Raw genomic sequence first — 18652 nt, forward strand, 5'->3', positions numbered from 1 at the left:
CCAGCAGGCTAGCCGGTCTTTCGGCTACTAGAGAAAAGGAAGCAATGCACCAATATCGCACTGGAGCAAAGCGGTCGCTTTTCAAAACCGATTGTTACGCAAATTCTCCCGGCGACTGCTTTTTACCCTGCGGAAGAATACCATCAAGGCTATCATAAGAAAAACCCGAAGCACTATAAAGCGGATCGAGAAAAGTCCGGAAGAGACACTTTTTTGAAAGAGCATTGGTCTGGGAACGAATCGTAAGCAATCACGCATGAACAAATGGTAAGCCAGTACAGTCCCGGTTAGGAGGATTTGTACTGGCTTTTTTGTCGTCATGCTTTCTTTTTTAAAAATCGATTTTGAACTTCAGGAAGCCAGCCTTGCGAAGTGCCTCGTAAATAATGACCAGCGCCGGTCCCAGAATAAGGCCGAAGAAGCCCATAACCTGAAAGCCGAGAAAAAGACTGACGAGAGCAGCCAAGGCACTGATGCCAAGGTTGGAAGCCAAAATCTTCGGCTCGATGATGCGGCGGATGACCGTAATCGCCAAAAAAAGGATGATAAGTCCGATGGCGAGGTGGGTCTTATCCGTGAAAAAGTTGTAGACAGCCCAAGGAACGAGAAAGGAGCCAGTTCCCAATATCGGCAAAATGTCAACTAGCACAATCAGTAATGCGATGACGGCAGAGTATTTGATGTGCAAAATAACCAATCCGAGCCAAGCAATCAAAAAAGTTACCAGGCTGAGAATGATTTGGGCCCGTAAAAATCCGATGGTAGCTCGATTAAGCTGGGTGAACACGACGTTGATTTTTTCCCTGGCGGAGACAGTAAACATTCGCATAAAACCGGCGCGCAAACGAGGGAGGTCCAGACTGATCAAAAAGAGAGCGACCAAAAAAATAATGGTACTGATCAAAAAGCCGGGAATAGTCGCGACCGCACCGAGAATGCCTTTGCCGATCGTCGAGGCGGCATTCATGGCAGATGTTTTTAAGCTGTCGAACACCTGCTGGATCTGGATGACCGTTTCTTTTGGCAGAGAGGCATAGTAAAGCTCCCATTGTCCAAACGTCGACTCGAGAAAATCAAACAGATGCCGCGAGTAGGCGGGAAGCTTTTGCGCCAAATCTACGCTTTGCACGACGATCTGCGTACCCAGCCAGTAGGCGATGACAGCAAACGACAAAAGAAACAAGAGAAAGGAGCCTATGACGGCACCTAGGCGATTCAGGCGCAAATTTCGAATGAGAAAGAGCACGAGGGGCTCAAGCAGTATGGCAGTGACCAAAGCGAGAACAAAAGGAACGGAATAGGGCAGCAAAAATAATAGGATGGCCAGAACGAACACGAGCAGAAAAATTTTCCGAATCGTCATCAAAAGACTCCATTCTCATTCTTATAAGTAAAGGGTTATATCCAATCTTATCTATTTTATCATTGTTGCATAGAGGAAAACAATGCATTCCCCTCGCTCAAAATGTCAGAAAAGGTATGAGGGAAAGTAATTTTCAAAAAAAGCAGCATTGAAAAAAGAATGCAAAAAATTAAGTGTGCGTAAATTTTGTGATATGATGTTCCTCTATATGATTTCGGATTCTAAAGACGAAGGTTTATATGGTCGCAGCCAATAAGGTGTAAGGTATTTATTTACATTGTGAATATAAACATTCGTTGCTAGAATGTGAATTGAAAACGACACATTTCGACAAAAAACTGTCGTGAATGGTGTAGATATAAATTACATTTTTATTAGTGAGGTGTCAGAATGAAGCGGTTTGGATTAGCAATACAAATTGTCATCGGTCTCATTCTGGGTATCCTGGTGGGCGCCATTTTCTTTGGTAATCCTGCTGTGGCAACCTATTTGCAACCAATTGGTGATATATTCCTGCGGTTGATCAAAATGATTGTCATTCCGATTGTGGTCGCGACGCTAATCGTCGGTGTTGCAGGTGTCGGTGACGTCAAGAAACTCGGGAAGATCGGTGGGAAGACGATTCTGTATTTTGAAATCGTTACCACAATTGCGATTGTAGTCGGGCTTCTGGCTGCAAATATTTTCCAACCCGGTGTGGGCGTTGACATGTCACACCTGCAAAAAACAGATATTCATTCGTATGTAGAGACGGCTGAGACGACTCAAAGTCACAGCATGATTGATACCTTTGTAAATATTGTTCCAAAAAATATTTTTGACGCCTTTGTCCGTGGCGACATGCTGGCGATTATCTTCTTCTCCGTCTTGTTCGGTTTAGGGGTCGCAGCTGCAGGGGAACGCGGAAAACCGGTCCTGAACTTCTTCCAGGGTGTCGCTGACGCCATGTTCTGGGTAGTAAATGCGATTATGCGTTTTGCACCATTCGGGGTGTTTGCTCTGATCGGTGTAACCGTTTCCAAGTTTGGGCTTTCTTCACTCGTTCCGTTAGGCAAGCTGGTTATTTTGGTTCACTTGGCGATGCTGTTCTTTATTCTCGTCGTATTGGGCACCATTGCTCGAATCAGTGGAATTAAAATTACGCAAATCCTGCGAATCTTGAAGGATGAGCTGCTCCTGGCCTACTCCACCTCCAGCTCGGAGACGGTACTGCCAAAAATCATGGAGAAAATGGAGCGTCTGGGCTGTCCGAAAGCCATTACGTCTTTCGTAATCCCGACTGGCTACTCATTTAACCTCGATGGCTCGACTCTTTACCAGGCACTGGCTGCGCTGTTCATCGCGCAAATGTATGGTATCCACATGCCGATCAGTGCGCAAATCACACTGATGCTGGTACTGATGGTAACCTCGAAAGGGATTGCCGGGGTTCCGGGCGTATCCTTCGTCGTTTTGCTTGCGACTTTGGGATCTGTAGGCATTCCGCTCGAGGGTCTCGCATTCATCGCTGGTGTCGACCGACTGCTCGATATGGCGCGCACCGTTGTAAACGTAGTCGGAAACTCGCTGGCTGCTGTCGTGATCTCTCGTTGGGAAGGTCAGTTCGACAAGAAAAAAGCCGAGCAATACCTGAAAGAAGTAAATGCAAAAGCGGCATAATCAGAAATGAACGAATGAAGCCTTCTGTCTGGCATGATCCAGACAGGGGGCTTTTTTTGTACAGTAACTTCCGCCACAAAGCTTGCCGGAGCCAATTTTCTAATTTTCCGGCAGCCTATTGACAGGGAGAAACAGGAAGAGTAAGATCATACCAACAAGATGATATTAACAAAATGATAATAACAAAAAGAGATAAACAAATGAGTATACAAACGGAGGCGTTTGAACATATGAACCAACCACCCACCAATAAGGACGGATTGACAGAGGAGCAGTTTTTGCAGCGTTATGACGCGAGCCAATTTGAGCGGCCATCGGTTACCGTCGATATGCTTATTTTTACTGTCGCCGAGGAGCTGGAACCGAATTACCGCAAGCTCTCTCCTAAGTCCTTGCAGATCTTGCTCGTCAAACGTGCAGATCATCCTTACATGGGCCATTGGGCGCTGCCGGGGGGCTTTGTATCTCCCGATGAAAGTCTGGAGGAAGCGGCCTTGCGTGAACTCTGGACGGAGACCAATATCGACAACATTTATCTGGAGCAGCTGTATACGTGGGGAGAAGTAAACAGAGATCCGCGCACACGTGTCATTAGCACCTCGTACATGGCACTGGTTGATAGCGAAGCACTGGAAGTAAAAGCAGGGAATGATGCGGAGGATGCCAAGTGGTTTCGCATCGAGGACAAATGGCTGCGCGAAAACAAGATGGCCACAGAATCTGGAACGATCACGGAAAAATGGGTCGAACTGCGTTTCTGGAACGAGGCCGAAGAGCTGTCGGCGACCATCAAAATCACACGTACCGTGTCAGGTAGGATCGTACGTGAGGAAAGAGAAATCGTGGAAACCAACCAGGTTGCCTTTGATCACGCCAAGATTATTCAATATGCTTTAGAGCGGCTGCGGAACAAGATCGAGTATACCGATATCGCTTTTGCTCTCATGCCGGAGCTATTTACACTGACGGAGCTGCAGCAAGTCTACGAAGTCATTTTAGGCAAGGAATTGCTGGCGGCTGCTTTTCGCAGAAAGGTGGCAGACAAGGTGATCGAGACCAATCATTATCGCAAGCATGCGGGGCATCGGCCATCCAAATACTACCGTTTCAATCCAGAGTGGACGTAAAAGTCTAAAAGTCATTCGAATCAGCGGATGGGGAGGAAACCATATGAAAACGGGAATGAACCGTATGAAGCGCGTCATGACCGCGCAGGAAACGATAAAAATTTTGGAAAGGGGCTATTACTTCAACAGCCTGGGGGAAAAAGTGCCCATCCAAACGGAATTGCAGACGCCATCGAGCACTTATGGATGCGGAGTTTTCCGCAATCGAGCCCAAGATGTGGCGGGCTATTTTGCACAAGTGCTGTTTGATGAAGCCTTTGAAAATCATTTTGACCATATCGTGTTTGCCGTGTTGGACCACTCTGCCCGGCAGGAGAACCTGAGGGCATTTCGGGAGAGATTCCTATGAGAACAAGAATAGCTGGTTACTTTGCTGACTGGAGCTGGTTTGAAAGACTGTGGCTGCTGACGTTTACCGTCGTGAATGTCTATCTGTTTTTCGCTCTGGATGACACGTTCATCGGGCTGTGCGCCTCCTTGACCGGGATGCTCAGCGTCGTTCTGGTGGCAAAAGGGAAAACGTGGAATTACTATCCAGGCATCATCAACGTGGTGCTGTACGCCATCGTTGCGTATGGACAAAAGTACTACGGGGAAGTCATGCTGAATCTTCTCTATTTTTTGCCGATGCAGTTTATCGGACTCCTCCTGTGGCGAAGGAACAAAGTATCGGAAGAGAAACAACATGACGTGCGGGTCGCAGTCATGACGAACCGAACTCGCCTATATTGGGCCCTGACATGTCTTGCGGCCACAGCCGCCTATGCCTGGGTGCTGCAGGCAATGGGCGGTGCACTTCCACTCATCGACTCGTTGACAGCCGTTCTCTCGATTGTGGCGATGATCTTTATGGTGAAGCGCGTGGTGGAGCAATGGATCGTCTGGATCATCATCGATGTGCTGACGATCTACATGTGGCTGGTCGCCTTCATGGGTGATGGCAGCGACGTTTCCATCCTCGTCATGTGGATTGCTTACCTGGTGAATGCCGTTTATGGCTGGCTGAACTGGAGATCGCAGTATCTGCTGCAAAAGGAGGGGCAAGCATGGGTACGGTAGGCTTTATCGGCGGAAAATTTCTGCCGCTGCATCTCGGACATGTACATGCGATTACCCGGGCGGCATGCTTATGCGATGAGCTGTACGTCGTCCTCTCCTTTAGCCAGGCTCGCGACCGCAAGCTATGCGAGAAGGTAGGCATTCAGATTATGCCTTATGAGGTCAGGCTGCGCTGGCTGTCTGGCCTTGTGAAGGATATGGAAAATGTGCACGTGCTGGCCGTTGAAGATACAGCGGAGACAGACGAGGCGTATGACTGGGCGGCAGGCGCAGCGGATATTCGCAGGAAAATCGGCAAGCGGATCGATTACGTCTTCAGCTCAGAGACTTCCTACGAGCCTATTTTTCAGCAGCTCTACCCGGAAGCGAGGCACATCATCCTCGATGCGGAGCGGAAACAGGTGCCGATTTCGGCAACGCGTATCCGAGAAGAAGGCATCTTCACCCATTGGGAGCACATCCCGGCTATCGTCAGGCCGACTTTTGTCAAAAAGGTTGTGGTGGTTGGCACGGAAAGCTGCGGCAAATCGACGCTTACCCGTTATCTGGCGAAGCTGTACAACACCGTTTTTGTGGAAGAGTACGGGAGAACGGTATGCGAAGAAGTCGGCGGATGCGAGACCATTTTGACCGAAGACTATTACCCGCACATCGCCTATGGACACAAAATGAAAGAATACGAAGCGATCAAGCAGGCAAACAAGGTTGTATTCGTGGATACAGAAGCGGTTGTTACCCAATTTTACTCCGAGCTGTACACCGGACGTACCTTCTCTGTACTCGATCAGGTGGCAAAAGAGCAGCAGTACGATTTGTGGCTGTACATGGAGCCGGATGTGCCATGGGTGGATGATGGCCTGCGTGTGCACGGGGAGAACCAGGTCCGCCACGAAAATAATGAAAAGCTGAAGCGAATGCTAGATGATCGTCATATCGCCTATGTATCGATCGCAGGGAGCTATCACGAGCGGCTGCGGCAAGCGATGGATCATGTGGACGCATTGCTGCACAAGCCTTCTCAATAGCTGAAAATTCGGATAGACTATAGCCAATAAGGAAATTGGCAACATAGGAAGGGAGCTGCATGTCAATGCCTACCATCACACAGCCTGCCTCACCTTTGTCCCTGAAGGAATGGGCAGTAGCCGTCAAAGCCCTCGGCGAAGGACACCAGATCATCACGATCCGCAAGGGCGGTTTATATGAAGAAACACGGGAGTTCCGACTGGAAAACAACCAGTTTTACCTGTACCCGACCTATGAGCATCAAAAGCAGGACATGGTCAAGCCGCAGTATCACGATTTGCTGGCAGCTACACGGGAAGGCTGGACACCGGAGCAGGAGACGGTAGAGGTTGCTTACTTTGCCGAAGTGACGGACGACATAGAGCTGTTGGACGAGGAGAAGCTCCGCGCGATCTCTCCCTACCATATTTGGACGGACAACTTCGCGGATGTACGCTTGCACTGGAAAAAGCAAAAGCCGCTCCATATTCTGTTCGCTCGCGTATACCGTCTGGAGCAGCCAGTGGAGATTCTCATAGAAGAAGCGTACAAAGGCTGCAAGTCCTGGCATCATTTGGTGAATGCCATCCCGGGGCAACGCTTCGAGCCGGTTTTGTCCGATGCGAAATACAATCAGAAAAAAGAGGAAATCCTAAACATTTTGAACGGGTAAACGAAAGAAAAGGGATCAGGTACAAGTGGGAGGAGAGTTGTCATGAGAGCTGTCGTAGTTACCGCCTTGGGTGGTCCAGAGAACATGCAGGTAGCAGAGGTAGAAAAACCAGTGCCAAGCCCCAAGCAAGTCCTGATTCGCGTCGAAAAAACCAGCGTGAATTTTGCCGACATCAAATCTCGATACGGAAAAAAAGGAGCGGGGAAGCTTCCCTTTGTCCCTGGTTTGGATGCGGCAGGCGTTATTGAACAAGTCGGCTCTGAAGTGCAGCGATTCCAGCCTGGCCAGCGCGTCATCGCATTTCCGGCAAACGGGACGTACGCGGAGTATGTGGTAGCCAGTGAAGCGTTGACGTTTGCCATCCCCGACAGCATGGATTTTGATACCGCAGCTGCAAGTCCGGTTGTCTCGTTTACGTCTTACAAGCTGCTGGCCGACGTGGCCCGTCTCTCTCCTGGTGAGACCGTCCTGGTTCACGCTGCTGCCGGCGGGATCGGTACGACAGCAATCCAGCTGGCGAAGCTGCTGGGGGCAGGCAAGGTCATTGGCACCGTGGGGACCAAGAGCAAAGCGGCCATCGCGCTGGAAGCAGGTGCCGATCATGTGATTTGTAACGACACCGAGGATTTTGCGGCAAAGGTGAACGAGCTGACAGGCGGTGCAGGTGCAGACGTGATCCTCGATTCCATTTCGGGCGCAGTCTCCGAACGGAGTATGGATTGTCTCGCCTGGTACGGACGACTCGTCCATTTCGGCAATGCAAGCGGAGAGGTTGGAGCCATTCGGACGATCGATCTGCACGCAAGCTGCCGCTCCGTGCTCGGCTTCAGCTTTGGAACGACTCGCGCCAAACGTCCGGAGCTATTGCAGGACACGGCAGAAAAGGTCCTTCCTTTGCTGGCCGATGGCAGACTTCAGATCAGGATCGGCAAACGTTTTTCACTGGAAGAAGCAGCAGATGCACATGCGTGGGTGGAAAGCCGGCAAAGCACGGGCAAAGTGCTGCTGGATGTACGGCGGTAACAGAATAGAACGAATCGGAAAGCTCTCGTCCTGGCGGCGGGAGCTTTGTTGCATGCAGGATGTGCATGACATCTCGCCTGCAGCTGCTGCCATTTTCTTTATGCTTCATGCCGTACAGTTGCAAGTGTCAGGACCCGTTGACTTTTTAAACTGTAAGCATTAAGATTACAGTACTCTTCTGGAGAGGAAGTCGCTGATTTGAATAGTGAATTTACGATTGCTGTCCACAGCTTAGCCTTGCTCGCAAACCTTCCCGATCACATGGCAAGCAGTGAGCATATTGCGAAGAATGTGTGTACGAATCCGGCAAGAATCCGGAAGATCATGAGTATACTTCGAAAGCACGGCTTTGTACGAACCAAAGAGGGGATCGGCGGCGGCTACATTTTGGACCGAGACCCGCGCGAGTTGAATCTGGCCCAGATCTACGAGACCATCTCCAGTGGTACGCTAAAGCCTCACTGGTGTACAGGGGATCCAGAAGATACCTGTGTCGTTTCTTCCAAAATGCATTGCGTCATGGATCAAATCTTCAACCAAGCTGAATTTCACTACAAGAAATACTTAGAGCAGATCACCATTCAATCGGTACTGGATCAAATCAAGCAGCCGTAGCAGGGAGAATGATATCCAAACTGTAACTTTTCCAAATACACGTAAGGTGGTGCGGTATGATGAATCGTGAGCAAAAACTGGCAGTAGGCGATTGGGTTCGAGGCAAGACAAAACAGGGAGAGCTGATCCACGGCTTTGTGGAGAATGTCGATTCAACAGGGAGTACCGTTCATGTGTATGTGGTCAACAGTGATAACGACATGACGCTCGGCAAAGTCGTAGCGACCAGAGCCAGCTGGGTGGAAGCCATGGCAAAGACCAGTCTGATCGGTGAGGAGCAGGTGTACGACTTGATTGACCTCGCGCTGGCAACCAAGGATCGGGAATGGTTTATGGAGCTTTCTGCCATGGCAGCGTCATGGAAGAAGAACGAGAAAGCCGGAAAAAACAGGAGCGCAGAGCAGCGCCACGTCCGCAATCGCTTGGGAACATCTGCTATCTGGGAATAACGATTTATACAGTATAATGCCTAGGAGGAAAAACAATGGCGACAATCGATCATAATTCCTGGTTCGAGAAAGGCATGACTTTCGCACAGTACGTGGAAGCCATGAAAGTAAATCGTGAGGAAGTTACTCGCGTTTATGAGGGACTGACGTTTTCTCCGGAGGATCTGGCAGTTTGGAACGACGTAGCCAAGCGCAGCTGGAGAGGAATCGTATTGACTGCGGACTGGTGTGGAGATGCTGCCCTGAACGTGCCTGTTGTACAAAAGATTGCGGAGCAAAGCCAGATCGAGCTGCGTTACCTGATCCGCGATGAAAACCTCGAGCTGATGGATCAGTATTTGACAAACGGGACCTCTCGTGCGATTCCCATCTTCATCTTCATCGATGAGGCAGGGGAAATGAAGGCAGTATGGGGGCCGCGTTCACCAGAGGTACAGGATTTGATCACTGGCATGCGCAGCCAGTTGCCTGCAAAAGATGCACCGGATTTTGAAGAAAAGCAAAAAAATGTCTATCGCGATTTCAAGCAGCAGATTACAACCGATACTGCCATTTGGCGTACTGTCATCGAAAGTGTAAAAGCAAAGCTGCAAGGCTAAAGAGTGACGCATAGACAAATAATCTATGATGGATAGGACTGGATAAAAAACATAATGAGAAGTGCAGAGAATAATCAAGGACCGATTCTTTTTCTCATGGTTAACATGTTCATTGCAATGCTGGGAATCGGCCTGATCATCCCCATCCTTCCCGAGTTTTTAAAGGAATTTGGCGCTGGAGGCAAGACCGCGGGTTATTTGATCGCGGCTCTGGGATTGACGCAGTTCATTTTTTCACCGATTGCAGGGGAGTGGTCCGACAAATACGGTCGGAGGATCATGATTGTGTCTGGACTGACCCTGTTCACTATTTCCAATCTTCTGTTCGCGGTTGCGGAGCACATCTCGATGCTGTATATCTCCCGCTTAATCGGGGGAATTGGCGCGGCATTCATGATCCCTTCGATGCTGGCTTATGTGGCCGATATCACAACAGAAGAAAAACGGGGAAAAGGTCTGGGACTCCTCGGGGCAGCGATGTCGCTTGGCTTTGTGATTGGACCTGGAATCGGAGGCTTCCTCGCTGAGCTTGGCCTGCGGATGCCGCTGTATGTTTCGGCAGGCGTAGGGGCGCTGGCGACAGTCGGTTCCTTGCTCTTCTTGCCTGAATCGCTTTCCAAGGAAGCACAGATGGCTGCTCGAAATGCAAAGGAAAAGAAAGAAAGCATCTTCGTTCAGCTCGGCAGGTCGGTCCGTGCGCCTTACTTTATCATGCTGATCCTCATTTTTACGATGACCTTTGGGTTGGCAAACTTCGAAGCGATCTTCCCGTTGTTTGTGGATGCGAAATTCGCTTATACCGCTCGTGACATTTCCATCATCATCACAGTGGGAGCGTTGGCAGGTACAGTGGTGCAAGCGGCTTTGATCGGCAAGCTGATCGAACGCTTCGGGGAGAAAAACCTGATCAACTGGACGTTCCTGTTCTCTGCTGTCAGCATGGTGCTGATGCTTCTGTCCGGCAACTTCTGGTATATGCTGGTGCTGACCGTGATTTTCTTTACGCTCACGTCCATCATGCGGCCAGCGATTAATACGCTCATCTCGAAGCGAGCAGGTGACGAGCAAGGCTTTGTGGCTGGGATGAACAATGCCTACATGAGTCTGGGCAACATCTTTGGGCCAGCAGTAGCGGGTACGTTGTACGATGTTCATTTGGATGCTCCTTATCTGTTCGGAGCCATCATCCTGATCATTAGCCTGTTCCTTTCGAGAAAAGAAAGCCGCAGTAAGATGAAACCGGTTGTAGCACAATCCTAATCATGCGAAAGTGGACCCTTTGCTCACCTCTGAGCGGGGACCACTTTTTTGCATTTCAAAAGCCCGCCTTCTGCACGCAAGCAGTTGGCGGGCCTATTCGCTTTATGGTTGGGTAGGTTCAACTGCTGGTCCGGGATGGGCATCCAGGTAGGCAATCGCTTGATAAATCAGCTCCGCTGCGTCTGCTCGGGACAGCTCATCTTTCGGATGCAGCATCCGGTCTTCATCCAGCTTGACGATCCCGCGTACAATCGCGCGTTGTACCGCTCCTTGGTACTGGAGTGTGAGCTCGTCGCTGTCAGCAAACTCGACCGGCGCAATTTTGATCATGGGAAACGGGTACTTATGCTCCATCGACAGCATGAGATGATAGATGAAATCTTCGCGTGTCCACGAGCGGTTGGGATCGAAATCAGCTGGCATCTCGATACCATTCTGAGCGGCGATCTGCAAGACGTCAGCGTACCATTCATCCGGATCTACGTTTTGAATCGGCTGCTCCGATTTTACTGGATCTGCCTCAAGCTTTAAGGCATTTACGATCAGCTGAAATCCTTGAGCGGCTGTCATGAGTGCTTCCGGCATGTAGCGCTGCTCATCTACACCGTGAACATAGCCTTTTTCCTGCAATTCGATAATGATGTTTTTCTCTGCGACCTGATTGATGTCAGCAAAAGGTGTTGCAGCAAAGCTTTGCTGGCCAATAGAGAGTGTGAGAACAGCTGCGATTGGCAGTGCCATCAGAAAACGGGATTTCATGAAGAGCCACCTCGTCTCATGTTGTTTTTGCTTCCTTCTATGGGACGAGGAGAAAGGCAATCCGTTTCATTCACTTGGCAGTTTCCTCTTCTTCGACGAAACGCTTGAGAGCCTGCATTTTATTCTCCCAAAACAGCTCGTAGTAGGAAAGCCAATCCTTCAATTCCTTCAAAGGCTCAGGCTGCATGCGATACCGCGTCTCGCGGCCTACTTTTTGCTCTATTACCAGGCCTGCTTCAGATAGGACACGCAAATGCTTGGAAACAGCGGTGCGGCTCATGGGAAAATGCCCGCTGATCGTCGTGACGGACATCTCCTGATTGACCAGCAGTTGCAATAGCTGGCGGCGGGTAGGGTCCGCTATAGCTTGAAAAACATCATGCTTGGCGGCAGAAGCGCTCATTTACTGCTCCACATAGGCTCGCAGCTTCGGTAATACGGAAGAATCCCAGCCTTGGTTCATGCGGTCGCGAATGACGTCATGGGTATCACCCATTTCGGTAACAGTACCTGCTGTCCAGCCGGAGTGAATCAATGTAAATTCTGTTTTGTCGCCAAGATCCTTCAAAGAAAAGGTTGCGACCCAGTCTTTCCCCCAGGAAAAGACGAGGCGGTGAGGCGGATCCAGCTCTTTTACGACACAAGGGGAGTCTCCAAAGGGAGAGAAAATCGTAAAGGCATGCCCTTCAATGGCTTGAAAGTTGTTTGGCATAAACCAGGCCGCAATTCCTTCAGCAGTCGAAACGGCCTCCCAAACTTTTTGAATCGGAGCGTTCAATACGAGTGTGTGTACGATATCAGAGATCGCAGTCATGTGTTACCTCCAAATAGTATGTATTCATTGAGAGACACAAAAGGAAACGAAAAGGTTTCGCGTTTATTATAGGCAACCAAAAGGTTTCGCGTCAAGCGTTTCCCGTTTACCTGAGCGGCCTGTCGCGGTTACAATGAGGGAAAGAAAAGGTAAGGGGATGGGATGCGCGCATGTTTACCTTTGCTACGCTCAGTACTTTCATTATCATCGTCATTGGTCTGTTTTTGATACCAGGTCCGGCTGTCCTGTTAACCGCGACTCGTACGGTGCAGGGGGGACGACAGGCAGGCATCATGGCGGGTCTCGGAATCGCGACCGGAGATTTGATCCATACCTTGTTTGCTGCAGTCGGCCTGTCTGCGATCCTAATGACGTCTGCGATGGCTTTCCAGGTTGTGAAATACGCCGGGGCTGCCTATCTCTTGTACCTTGGTATTCGAGCTATTTTGGAAAAGCCGGTGGACCCGACCATGCCCGAGGTAGCACCGAAGTCCAGTTTACGTGCTTACGGTGAAGCCATTCTGGTTGAAGTGCTCAATCCGAAAACAGCCTTGTTCTTTTTAGCTTTTCTCCCTCAGTTTGTCCATCCCGAGAGCGGAGCATCGTTCGTGCAATTTTTGGTTCTCGGGCTGATCTTCGTGACGATGAGTGTCATGTACACAACGCTCATAGCGGTAAGTGTTCGCCAGCTAGGAAGGCTCGTCAAGCGCGTCCCTTGGATGGGGAGATGGAGCGGCAAGCTGGTTGGTGCGATCTACATCGGGTTAGGGCTGAAGGTGGCGTTTCAGAGTCGATAGATCATAAGCAAATCGCGTTTTAGAGCTGACTTCGGTGGAGAAGTCGGCTTTTTTGTTGATATACACCCCAAGCATTGTAAAATCCATGCATGCAATGTAAGTTTTAGGGAAGGTGATGATGCAGAGCAAAATCAGCGTGGTCACGAAGAATGAATAAGGAAGGCGGTTTTGTCCATGTCCCATGAACCGGATGAATTAACCCTCGAAAAGCAAACGTCCAGCCTGCGATGTTTGATCGATTCACCCGAGCAGCGGCGTAGGCTGTATAAACGTACGCTCATGACTGTCGTTCTCTCTCAAATCTTTGGAGGTGCAGGACTTGCTGCCGGTGTGACAGTCGGGGCACTGCTCGCTCAGGATATGCTGGGAACGGAAAGCTTTGCCGGGATTCCATCTGCTTTGCTTACGCTAGGCTCCGCAGTAGCAGCTCTGCTCGTCGGAAGATTGTCTCAGCGCGCCGGACGTCGGATCGGGCTCGCGGCAGGCTTCTTTGCCGGAGGGATTGGTGCGGTAGGGGTTGTGCTTGCCGCAGTTGCCCACAGTGTGCCTCTGCTGTTTTTATCCTTGCTTATTTACGGGGCGGGTACAGCGACTAATTTGCAAGCAAGATACGCGGGAACAGACCTGGCTCTGCCAAACCAACGTGCCACTGCAGTCAGTACAGCGATGGTTTCCACCACCTTTGGTGCAGTAGCGGGTCCAAATCTGGTGGAAGTGATGGGCGGCTTCGCGACTTCCATCGGTGTGCCTGCATTGGCTGGACCCTTTATTTTAGGGGCGGCTGCCTTTCTGCTGGCTGGTCTCGTTTTCCTGCTGTTCCTAAGGCCGGACCCGTTACTCGTGGCGAACGCGATCGCAAAGGCCCAAAAATCCGAACTGGGAAGCCAATCTGACGTGCGTACGAGCATGGGCAAGGCAGGCAGCAACGGCCGAGGGATTATCGTTGGAGCCACCGTGATGATCCTGACGCAGATCGTGATGGTTGCCATTATGACCATGACTCCCGTTCACATGAAGCATCACGGACATGGACTGAGTGAGGTAGGGCTGGTCATCAGCATCCACATTTGTGCGATGTATCTGCCGTCCCTTTTGACGGGGGTACTCGTAGACAAGATCGGACGTACGGCGATGTCCTTCGCTTCCGGAGCCATCCTGCTTTTGGCGGGACTCACCGCAGCACTGGCTCCTGCCGATTCGATGTTTCTGCTCGTCACAGCGCTCGCATTGCTGGGGCTGGGCTGGAACTTTGGCCTGATTAGTGGAACGGCTCTCATCGTAGATGCTACAGACCCGACCACACGAGCAAAAACACAAGGGAGCATTGATGTCTTGGTTGCGTTGGCAGGTGCTTCCGGCGGGGCGTTATCCGGTATGGTCGTCGCCAGCTCGAGCTATGCGACGCTCTCTCTTGCTGGAGGTTTTCTGGCGCTGCTGCTCATCCCTGTGGGCATCTGGTATCAAAGCAGCAAGAAAGTGGCCAAATCGGAAAGCATGTCGGCATAAAGAGAGCCGGTTACTCCTGTGATGGGTAACCAGCTTTCCCTATTCCTCAATGAAAACCAATCATTTCACTGACTCCGGCTTCTCCACATACATCCGAAACAACTGAATGTACAAGAGGACACTTATGAGCGAAAACACCAAAATGAGCGTAAAGATACCGAGGGGTGGGACCCAGCTGGAAAGGAAGACGGTCACGGGCGCGATAAAACGTCCGATCGTGGGCTGCAGGCTGTCAGCTCCCATGTACTGCCCTCTCGATACCTCGGGTGCATAATGGCTGATGAAGCTTTGGGTGACCGGAGAGCGTACCATCTCTCCAAAGGTAAAGACGATCGTAGCTAGAAACAGGAACCAGAGCTGGCTGTTCAAGCCGAGGGCAAAAGTTCCTACCCCGGACAGAAGCGAGGAGAAGATAAAGACATCGCGTTCTTTCCAATGCTGGAACCATTTCGTGACGGGGAGGATAAACAAGACGAACAAAAGGCCGTTAAACCCAAGCACCCAGCCAAAGATCTCTGTGCTGCCGAGTAAAAGAGAACCGCTAGCCCATGGGAAGAGCGGCTGGGCTGACACTTCATGGATGATGTACACAGGCAAATAGAGGTCTAGCTGCATAATGGAGACGAGGGCGAAGATGCCTGCCAATGTATAGACGAGAAACACCTTATCCCGAAAAATGATGCCGTACCCTTTCCACTGTTCTTGAAATACTCGAGTCAAGGAGGCAGAATCCTTAGACCTATTCGCTGCTGCGGGCAATGTTTCGTGAACCAGGAAATAGATCGCAGCGAAATACAGCAGCAAGACCAGGGAACAAGACCACAAAAGCTCCTGTCGGTAGTGGAAGAAAAAGACGGCTCCGAGTGCAGGACCGAGTACCGCACCGATGTTGTTGGCTGTCGTAAACGTCGCGAAAATTTGACGGCGGCTTTGCGCGGGCACGAGATCGGCGACCATCGCAGAGCTGGCAGGCCGATAGATGGCACCCCCCAGCCCGAGTCCAATAAAGGCCATATAGTCGATCCAGTGAGAGGGCGACACCGCAAACAAGGCAAACATGACAGCTTGGAGACAAGCCCCGAATAGCATCACCGGACGCCGCCCGGTCCGGTCTGCCAAAGCTCCGCCGAGCAAGCTGCCGATAAGGCTGAAAAGCGGGGGGACGGTCATCAGGATTCCTGCGATATGATTGCCTAATGCTGTGCCAAAATAGACGGTGATAAAGGGAAAATACATCCAAAAAAGCATATTAAAAAGGGCTTCGCCGATTAACCGGATTTTTAGATTGAGATCCCACAAACGCAGCTGCATGGTTATCCTCCTCGTGCAAATAGTGACCCGGCCAGGTATCCAAACTATAGAGCTTTCTGACGATAAAATATAGACTTATTATTCTGACTCGGTTATACTAATAATGTTAAAGCGAAATACGGATGTCACTAGTTTGCATGATTCACAAAACGAACGTTTGTTCTGAAATGCAGAGGCGCTCCATAGAGGAAGCGCCTTTTTTGATGCGATAAAAAGGCAGGGGTAGTCTGGGACGGTCTTTCCACGTCCGCATCTACTCCTGCCTTTTCCATTCTCAAAACCGCTTACGACTTGTTTGGATCAAAGTAAATACCCAAGCCACTCCAGGCATCTTCCATCTCCGTCAGCAACCTCGTCGCTTTTTCCGAATCCTGATGGAACATCGAGCGCAGGATCGCGGTCAATAGGGACATCGGCGCGACGAAGGATTCCATGTGCGACGCGATTCCTGTGGGGGTATACAATACCTCGTCCGCATACTGACACAAGGGAGAGGAAGGGTAGTCGGTGATGACTACGATTTTGGCTCCGCGCTGTTTCCCGATCGCCAGGCAGTCGACACTAAAGCGCGTGTACCGGGCAAAGCCGATTCCGACAATCACATCATCTGCTTGCAGACGGTGTAGCCGATCGACAGTCCGGGGCTCTCCGCTGAACAACAGCGTGTCCTTGTGCAGCAAATTCAGATAGAAATCAAAGAACGTCCCGAGTGCAAGCGTGCTTCGAGAGCTGACGATCCCAATCCGTTTCGCGGCCAATAGGAGTTTTACCACTCTCTCCAGCGCTTGGAGATCGATGCGCTCGATCATCAGATTGAGGTTGTGGACATCCTCCTCGAAATGCTGCATGACGGTCTGCTCTTCCTTGGTAATGCTGCGGGAGAGCTGAAATCGCTGCCCTGTGGTCAACCGCGAGCGGACCATTTCCTGCAGCTCACGCGAGAGTCCAGGAAAGCCGGAGCAGCCAAGAAACGTGGCGAACCTTGTGACGGTCGATTCGCTCACGTTTGCCTCTTTGGCCATTTCCGCCACGTTGTAAAATGCAGAGGATTCGGGGTCACGCAAAATGACATCCGCAATCGCCTGCTGGGATGGGCTCATTTGCGGGTACATATGGGATAGCTTTTGCAATACAGATGGGCTTTGCGCCAAATTGTTTCACCTCTTTGACCTGTCCGGTACAAATGCTTCGGTTAAGTATACGACAGGATCAGGAAAGGTGACAATTGCATCCCTTAGACAAGTGGGTCCTGCTTGAGAGCAGCCATGCTTTTCTCAAATGCGTCCAATGTGGTGGAAATCTCTGTTTGTCCGTGCGCAGCCGAAATGGAGAAGCGGTTCATCGGCTTGGAGTAGACGCCGTTTTCCATCAAGAGGTAGTCGAGCGCCAGACGCAGCTGGTTGTTGTTTTTGCCGAGATCGCGGTAGCTCTCTACGCTGTCCTGTGTCGCCATCACATTGAAGATGGTACCTTCCCCGAGTGTTTGGAAGGGCAGGTCGTATTGCTTGGCGAGTGCGTCGATGCCAGCGCGCAATTGGTTGGTGCTCGCGATCATTTGGGCAAAGTTCCCTGGCTGTTTCAAATAGCGGATCGTTGCCAAGCCTGCTGCGATGGACAACGGGTTTCCGTTAAAGGTACCGCTGTGGAACACGACCTCGGACTTTTTGCTCGAGCGCAGCGGGGAGGCAAGCTCCATGATTTCCCGTTTCCCACCGACGACACCGATCGGGAAGCCGCCGCCCACGACTTTCCCCAAAGCAGTCAGGTCAGGCTCAACGCCATAAAAAGCCTGTGCACCTCCTACCTCGATGCGGAAGCCTGTTTTTACCTCGTCAAAAATCAAGATAATGCCAAGCTGTGCTGTCAACTCACGAAGGTTTTTCAGGAAGGTGCGATCCGCAGCGATGTAACCGGAGAGCAGTGGCTCCATGATTACGGCTGAGATCCGATCCGCCTTTTTCGTCAAAATCCTCTCGCAAGCATCCCAGTCATTGAACGGCAGGATGACGCTGTGATCGCGGTAGTAGTCTGGAGTTCCGAGAGACTCCGGTACTGGCTGCGGCGAATCGGTAGTCCCTGCGAGGTCAGCGGTTGGATTGACACTTTGCAGCACATGATCATGAGCGCCGTGATAATGTCCTTCGAATTTGGCGATATGGGTTTTACCAGTAGAGGCGGTAGCCAGACGCAGCGCAAACAGTGTCGCTTCCAAGCCAGAGTTGGTAAAACGCACTTGATCGAAGCTCGGATACAGCTCGAGCAGTTCATCGGTCATTTCCATTTCTAGTGGATGCGTCGCTCCAAAACTGCTGGTGCCTTGCTCTTCCCATACCTTTTGGGTCGCTTTCAGCACTTCCGGGTGTGCGTGACCGAGCATCAGCGCACCGTACGAGAGCAGGTAGTCGACGTAGCGGTGACCGTCGAGGTCGATCAGGCTGGCTGCATCCGCTTTTTCAAAAATGATAGGAAAAGGAGCGAAGTAACGCAGGTTGCCGTTTACGCCCCCGGAGATCGTATGCTTAGCACGCTCAAAGAAAGCGGCAGAATTAGGTCGGCTCTGTTGAAAGGTAGCTTGCAATGATGAAATTTTCATTTCATTCCCTCCTTATTTGTGAAATTATTATTGCATGCAC

20 protein-coding genes and 1 pseudogene are annotated in these 18652 nt (G+C 50.8%); 14 read left to right on the forward strand and 7 right to left on the reverse strand.

The features are described 5' to 3' along the window. Window positions 1–54 precede the first annotated feature (54 nt). Window positions 55–246 (forward strand): annotated as a pseudogene (locus EDM55_RS07640) (peptide-methionine (S)-S-oxide reductase); the annotation flags it as partial. A gap of 85 nt (window positions 247–331) precedes the next feature. Here EDM55_RS07640 and ytvI read toward each other — a convergent pair. Next, complete coding sequence (ytvI, locus tag EDM55_RS07645) at window positions 332–1363, reverse strand: sporulation integral membrane protein YtvI (RefSeq protein WP_092265939.1); 1032 nt, start codon at window positions 1361–1363, stop codon at window positions 332–334. A gap of 390 nt (window positions 1364–1753) precedes the next feature. On the opposite strand from ytvI, the gene EDM55_RS07650 reads away from it, so the two are divergent. The 11 genes from EDM55_RS07650 (at window position 1754) to EDM55_RS07700 (ending at window position 10832) form a co-directional block, all read left to right on the forward strand. Continuing rightward, window positions 1754–3022 (forward strand): cation:dicarboxylate symporter family transporter, encoded by a 1269-nt coding sequence (locus tag EDM55_RS07650; RefSeq protein WP_122959998.1) that lies wholly within the window; start codon window positions 1754–1756, stop codon window positions 3020–3022. 200 nt (window positions 3023–3222) lie between these two features. Next, window positions 3223–4149 (forward strand): NUDIX hydrolase, encoded by a 927-nt coding sequence (locus tag EDM55_RS07655; RefSeq protein ID WP_246071015.1) that lies wholly within the window; start codon window positions 3223–3225, stop codon window positions 4147–4149. A gap of 43 nt (window positions 4150–4192) precedes the next feature. Further along, on the forward strand, window positions 4193–4498 hold the full coding sequence (locus tag EDM55_RS30820; protein WP_246071014.1) for a TIGR02452 family protein: 306 nt from the start codon (window positions 4193–4195) through the stop codon (window positions 4496–4498). Beyond that, the gene (pnuC, locus tag EDM55_RS07665) at window positions 4495–5208 is read left to right on the forward strand and encodes a nicotinamide riboside transporter PnuC (protein WP_122959999.1); all 714 of its coding nucleotides are present in this window, start codon (window positions 4495–4497) and stop codon (window positions 5206–5208) included. Before EDM55_RS30820 ends, pnuC begins: the two co-directional genes overlap by 4 nt. Further along, window positions 5196–6233 (forward strand): multifunctional transcriptional regulator/nicotinamide-nucleotide adenylyltransferase/ribosylnicotinamide kinase NadR, encoded by a 1038-nt coding sequence (gene nadR / locus EDM55_RS07670; RefSeq protein WP_122960000.1) that lies wholly within the window; start codon window positions 5196–5198, stop codon window positions 6231–6233. The genes pnuC and nadR overlap by 13 nt, the downstream gene beginning before the upstream one ends. Before the next feature lie 65 nt (window positions 6234–6298). Continuing rightward, complete coding sequence (locus EDM55_RS07675; RefSeq protein WP_092266506.1) at window positions 6299–6886, forward strand: DUF1802 family protein; 588 nt, start codon at window positions 6299–6301, stop codon at window positions 6884–6886. Window positions 6887–6928: 42 nt separating this feature from the next. Next, window positions 6929–7909, forward strand: coding sequence for a quinone oxidoreductase family protein (locus tag EDM55_RS07680; RefSeq protein ID WP_092265934.1), 981 nt, complete (start codon window positions 6929–6931; stop codon window positions 7907–7909). A gap of 198 nt (window positions 7910–8107) precedes the next feature. Next, a complete protein-coding gene (locus EDM55_RS07685; RefSeq protein ID WP_092265933.1) occupies window positions 8108–8524 on the forward strand; it encodes an RrF2 family transcriptional regulator in 417 nt (138 codons plus the stop codon). A 56-nt stretch (window positions 8525–8580) separates the two neighbouring features. After that, window positions 8581–8973 carry an IDEAL domain-containing protein gene (locus EDM55_RS07690; protein WP_259676075.1) on the forward strand — a complete coding sequence of 131 codons (393 nt, stop codon included), beginning with the start codon at window positions 8581–8583 and terminating at the stop codon, window positions 8971–8973. A gap of 35 nt (window positions 8974–9008) precedes the next feature. Continuing rightward, window positions 9009–9572, forward strand: coding sequence for a thioredoxin family protein (locus EDM55_RS07695; RefSeq protein WP_122960001.1), 564 nt, complete (start codon window positions 9009–9011; stop codon window positions 9570–9572). Window positions 9573–9626: 54 nt separating this feature from the next. After that, window positions 9627–10832, forward strand: a complete 1206-nt coding sequence (locus EDM55_RS07700) for an MFS transporter (protein ID WP_122960002.1) — start codon at window positions 9627–9629, stop codon at window positions 10830–10832. Window positions 10833–10934: 102 nt separating this feature from the next. Here EDM55_RS07700 and EDM55_RS07705 read toward each other — a convergent pair whose 3' ends face one another. From EDM55_RS07705 to EDM55_RS07715, 3 genes are all read right to left on the reverse strand, one after another. Then, complete coding sequence (locus tag EDM55_RS07705) at window positions 10935–11591, reverse strand: S-layer homology domain-containing protein (protein ID WP_122960003.1); 657 nt, start codon at window positions 11589–11591, stop codon at window positions 10935–10937. Window positions 11592–11661: 70 nt separating this feature from the next. Further along, window positions 11662–11994 carry an ArsR/SmtB family transcription factor gene (locus EDM55_RS07710; protein ID WP_122960004.1) on the reverse strand — a complete coding sequence of 111 codons (333 nt, stop codon included), beginning with the start codon at window positions 11992–11994 and terminating at the stop codon, window positions 11662–11664. Beyond that, window positions 11995–12405, reverse strand: a complete 411-nt coding sequence (locus tag EDM55_RS07715) for an SRPBCC family protein (RefSeq protein ID WP_122960005.1) — start codon at window positions 12403–12405, stop codon at window positions 11995–11997. It abuts the gene before it with no gap. Between the two features lie 170 nt (window positions 12406–12575). Here EDM55_RS07715 and EDM55_RS07720 point away from each other — a divergent pair, with 170 nt between their 5' ends. Beyond that, the gene (locus EDM55_RS07720) at window positions 12576–13202 is read left to right on the forward strand and encodes a LysE family translocator (RefSeq protein WP_092265927.1); all 627 of its coding nucleotides are present in this window, start codon (window positions 12576–12578) and stop codon (window positions 13200–13202) included. Window positions 13203–13376: 174 nt separating this feature from the next. Next, a complete protein-coding gene (locus EDM55_RS07725) occupies window positions 13377–14708 on the forward strand; it encodes an MFS transporter (protein WP_122960006.1) in 1332 nt (443 codons plus the stop codon). 60 nt (window positions 14709–14768) lie between these two features. On the opposite strand, the gene EDM55_RS07730 is transcribed toward EDM55_RS07725, so the two are convergent. From EDM55_RS07730 to EDM55_RS07740, 3 genes are all read right to left on the reverse strand, one after another. Further along, window positions 14769–16019 (reverse strand): MDR family MFS transporter, encoded by a 1251-nt coding sequence (locus EDM55_RS07730; protein ID WP_122960007.1) that lies wholly within the window; start codon window positions 16017–16019, stop codon window positions 14769–14771. A 284-nt stretch (window positions 16020–16303) separates the two neighbouring features. Further along, window positions 16304–17170, reverse strand: coding sequence for a MurR/RpiR family transcriptional regulator (locus tag EDM55_RS07735; protein WP_122960008.1), 867 nt, complete (start codon window positions 17168–17170; stop codon window positions 16304–16306). Window positions 17171–17253: 83 nt separating this feature from the next. Next, a complete protein-coding gene (locus EDM55_RS07740) occupies window positions 17254–18612 on the reverse strand; it encodes an aspartate aminotransferase family protein (RefSeq protein ID WP_122960009.1) in 1359 nt (452 codons plus the stop codon). Window positions 18613–18652 lie beyond the last annotated feature (40 nt).

Source organism: Brevibacillus centrosporus (genome assembly GCF_003710815.1).
Lineage (GTDB): Bacteria > Bacillota > Bacilli > Brevibacillales > Brevibacillaceae > Brevibacillus > Brevibacillus centrosporus.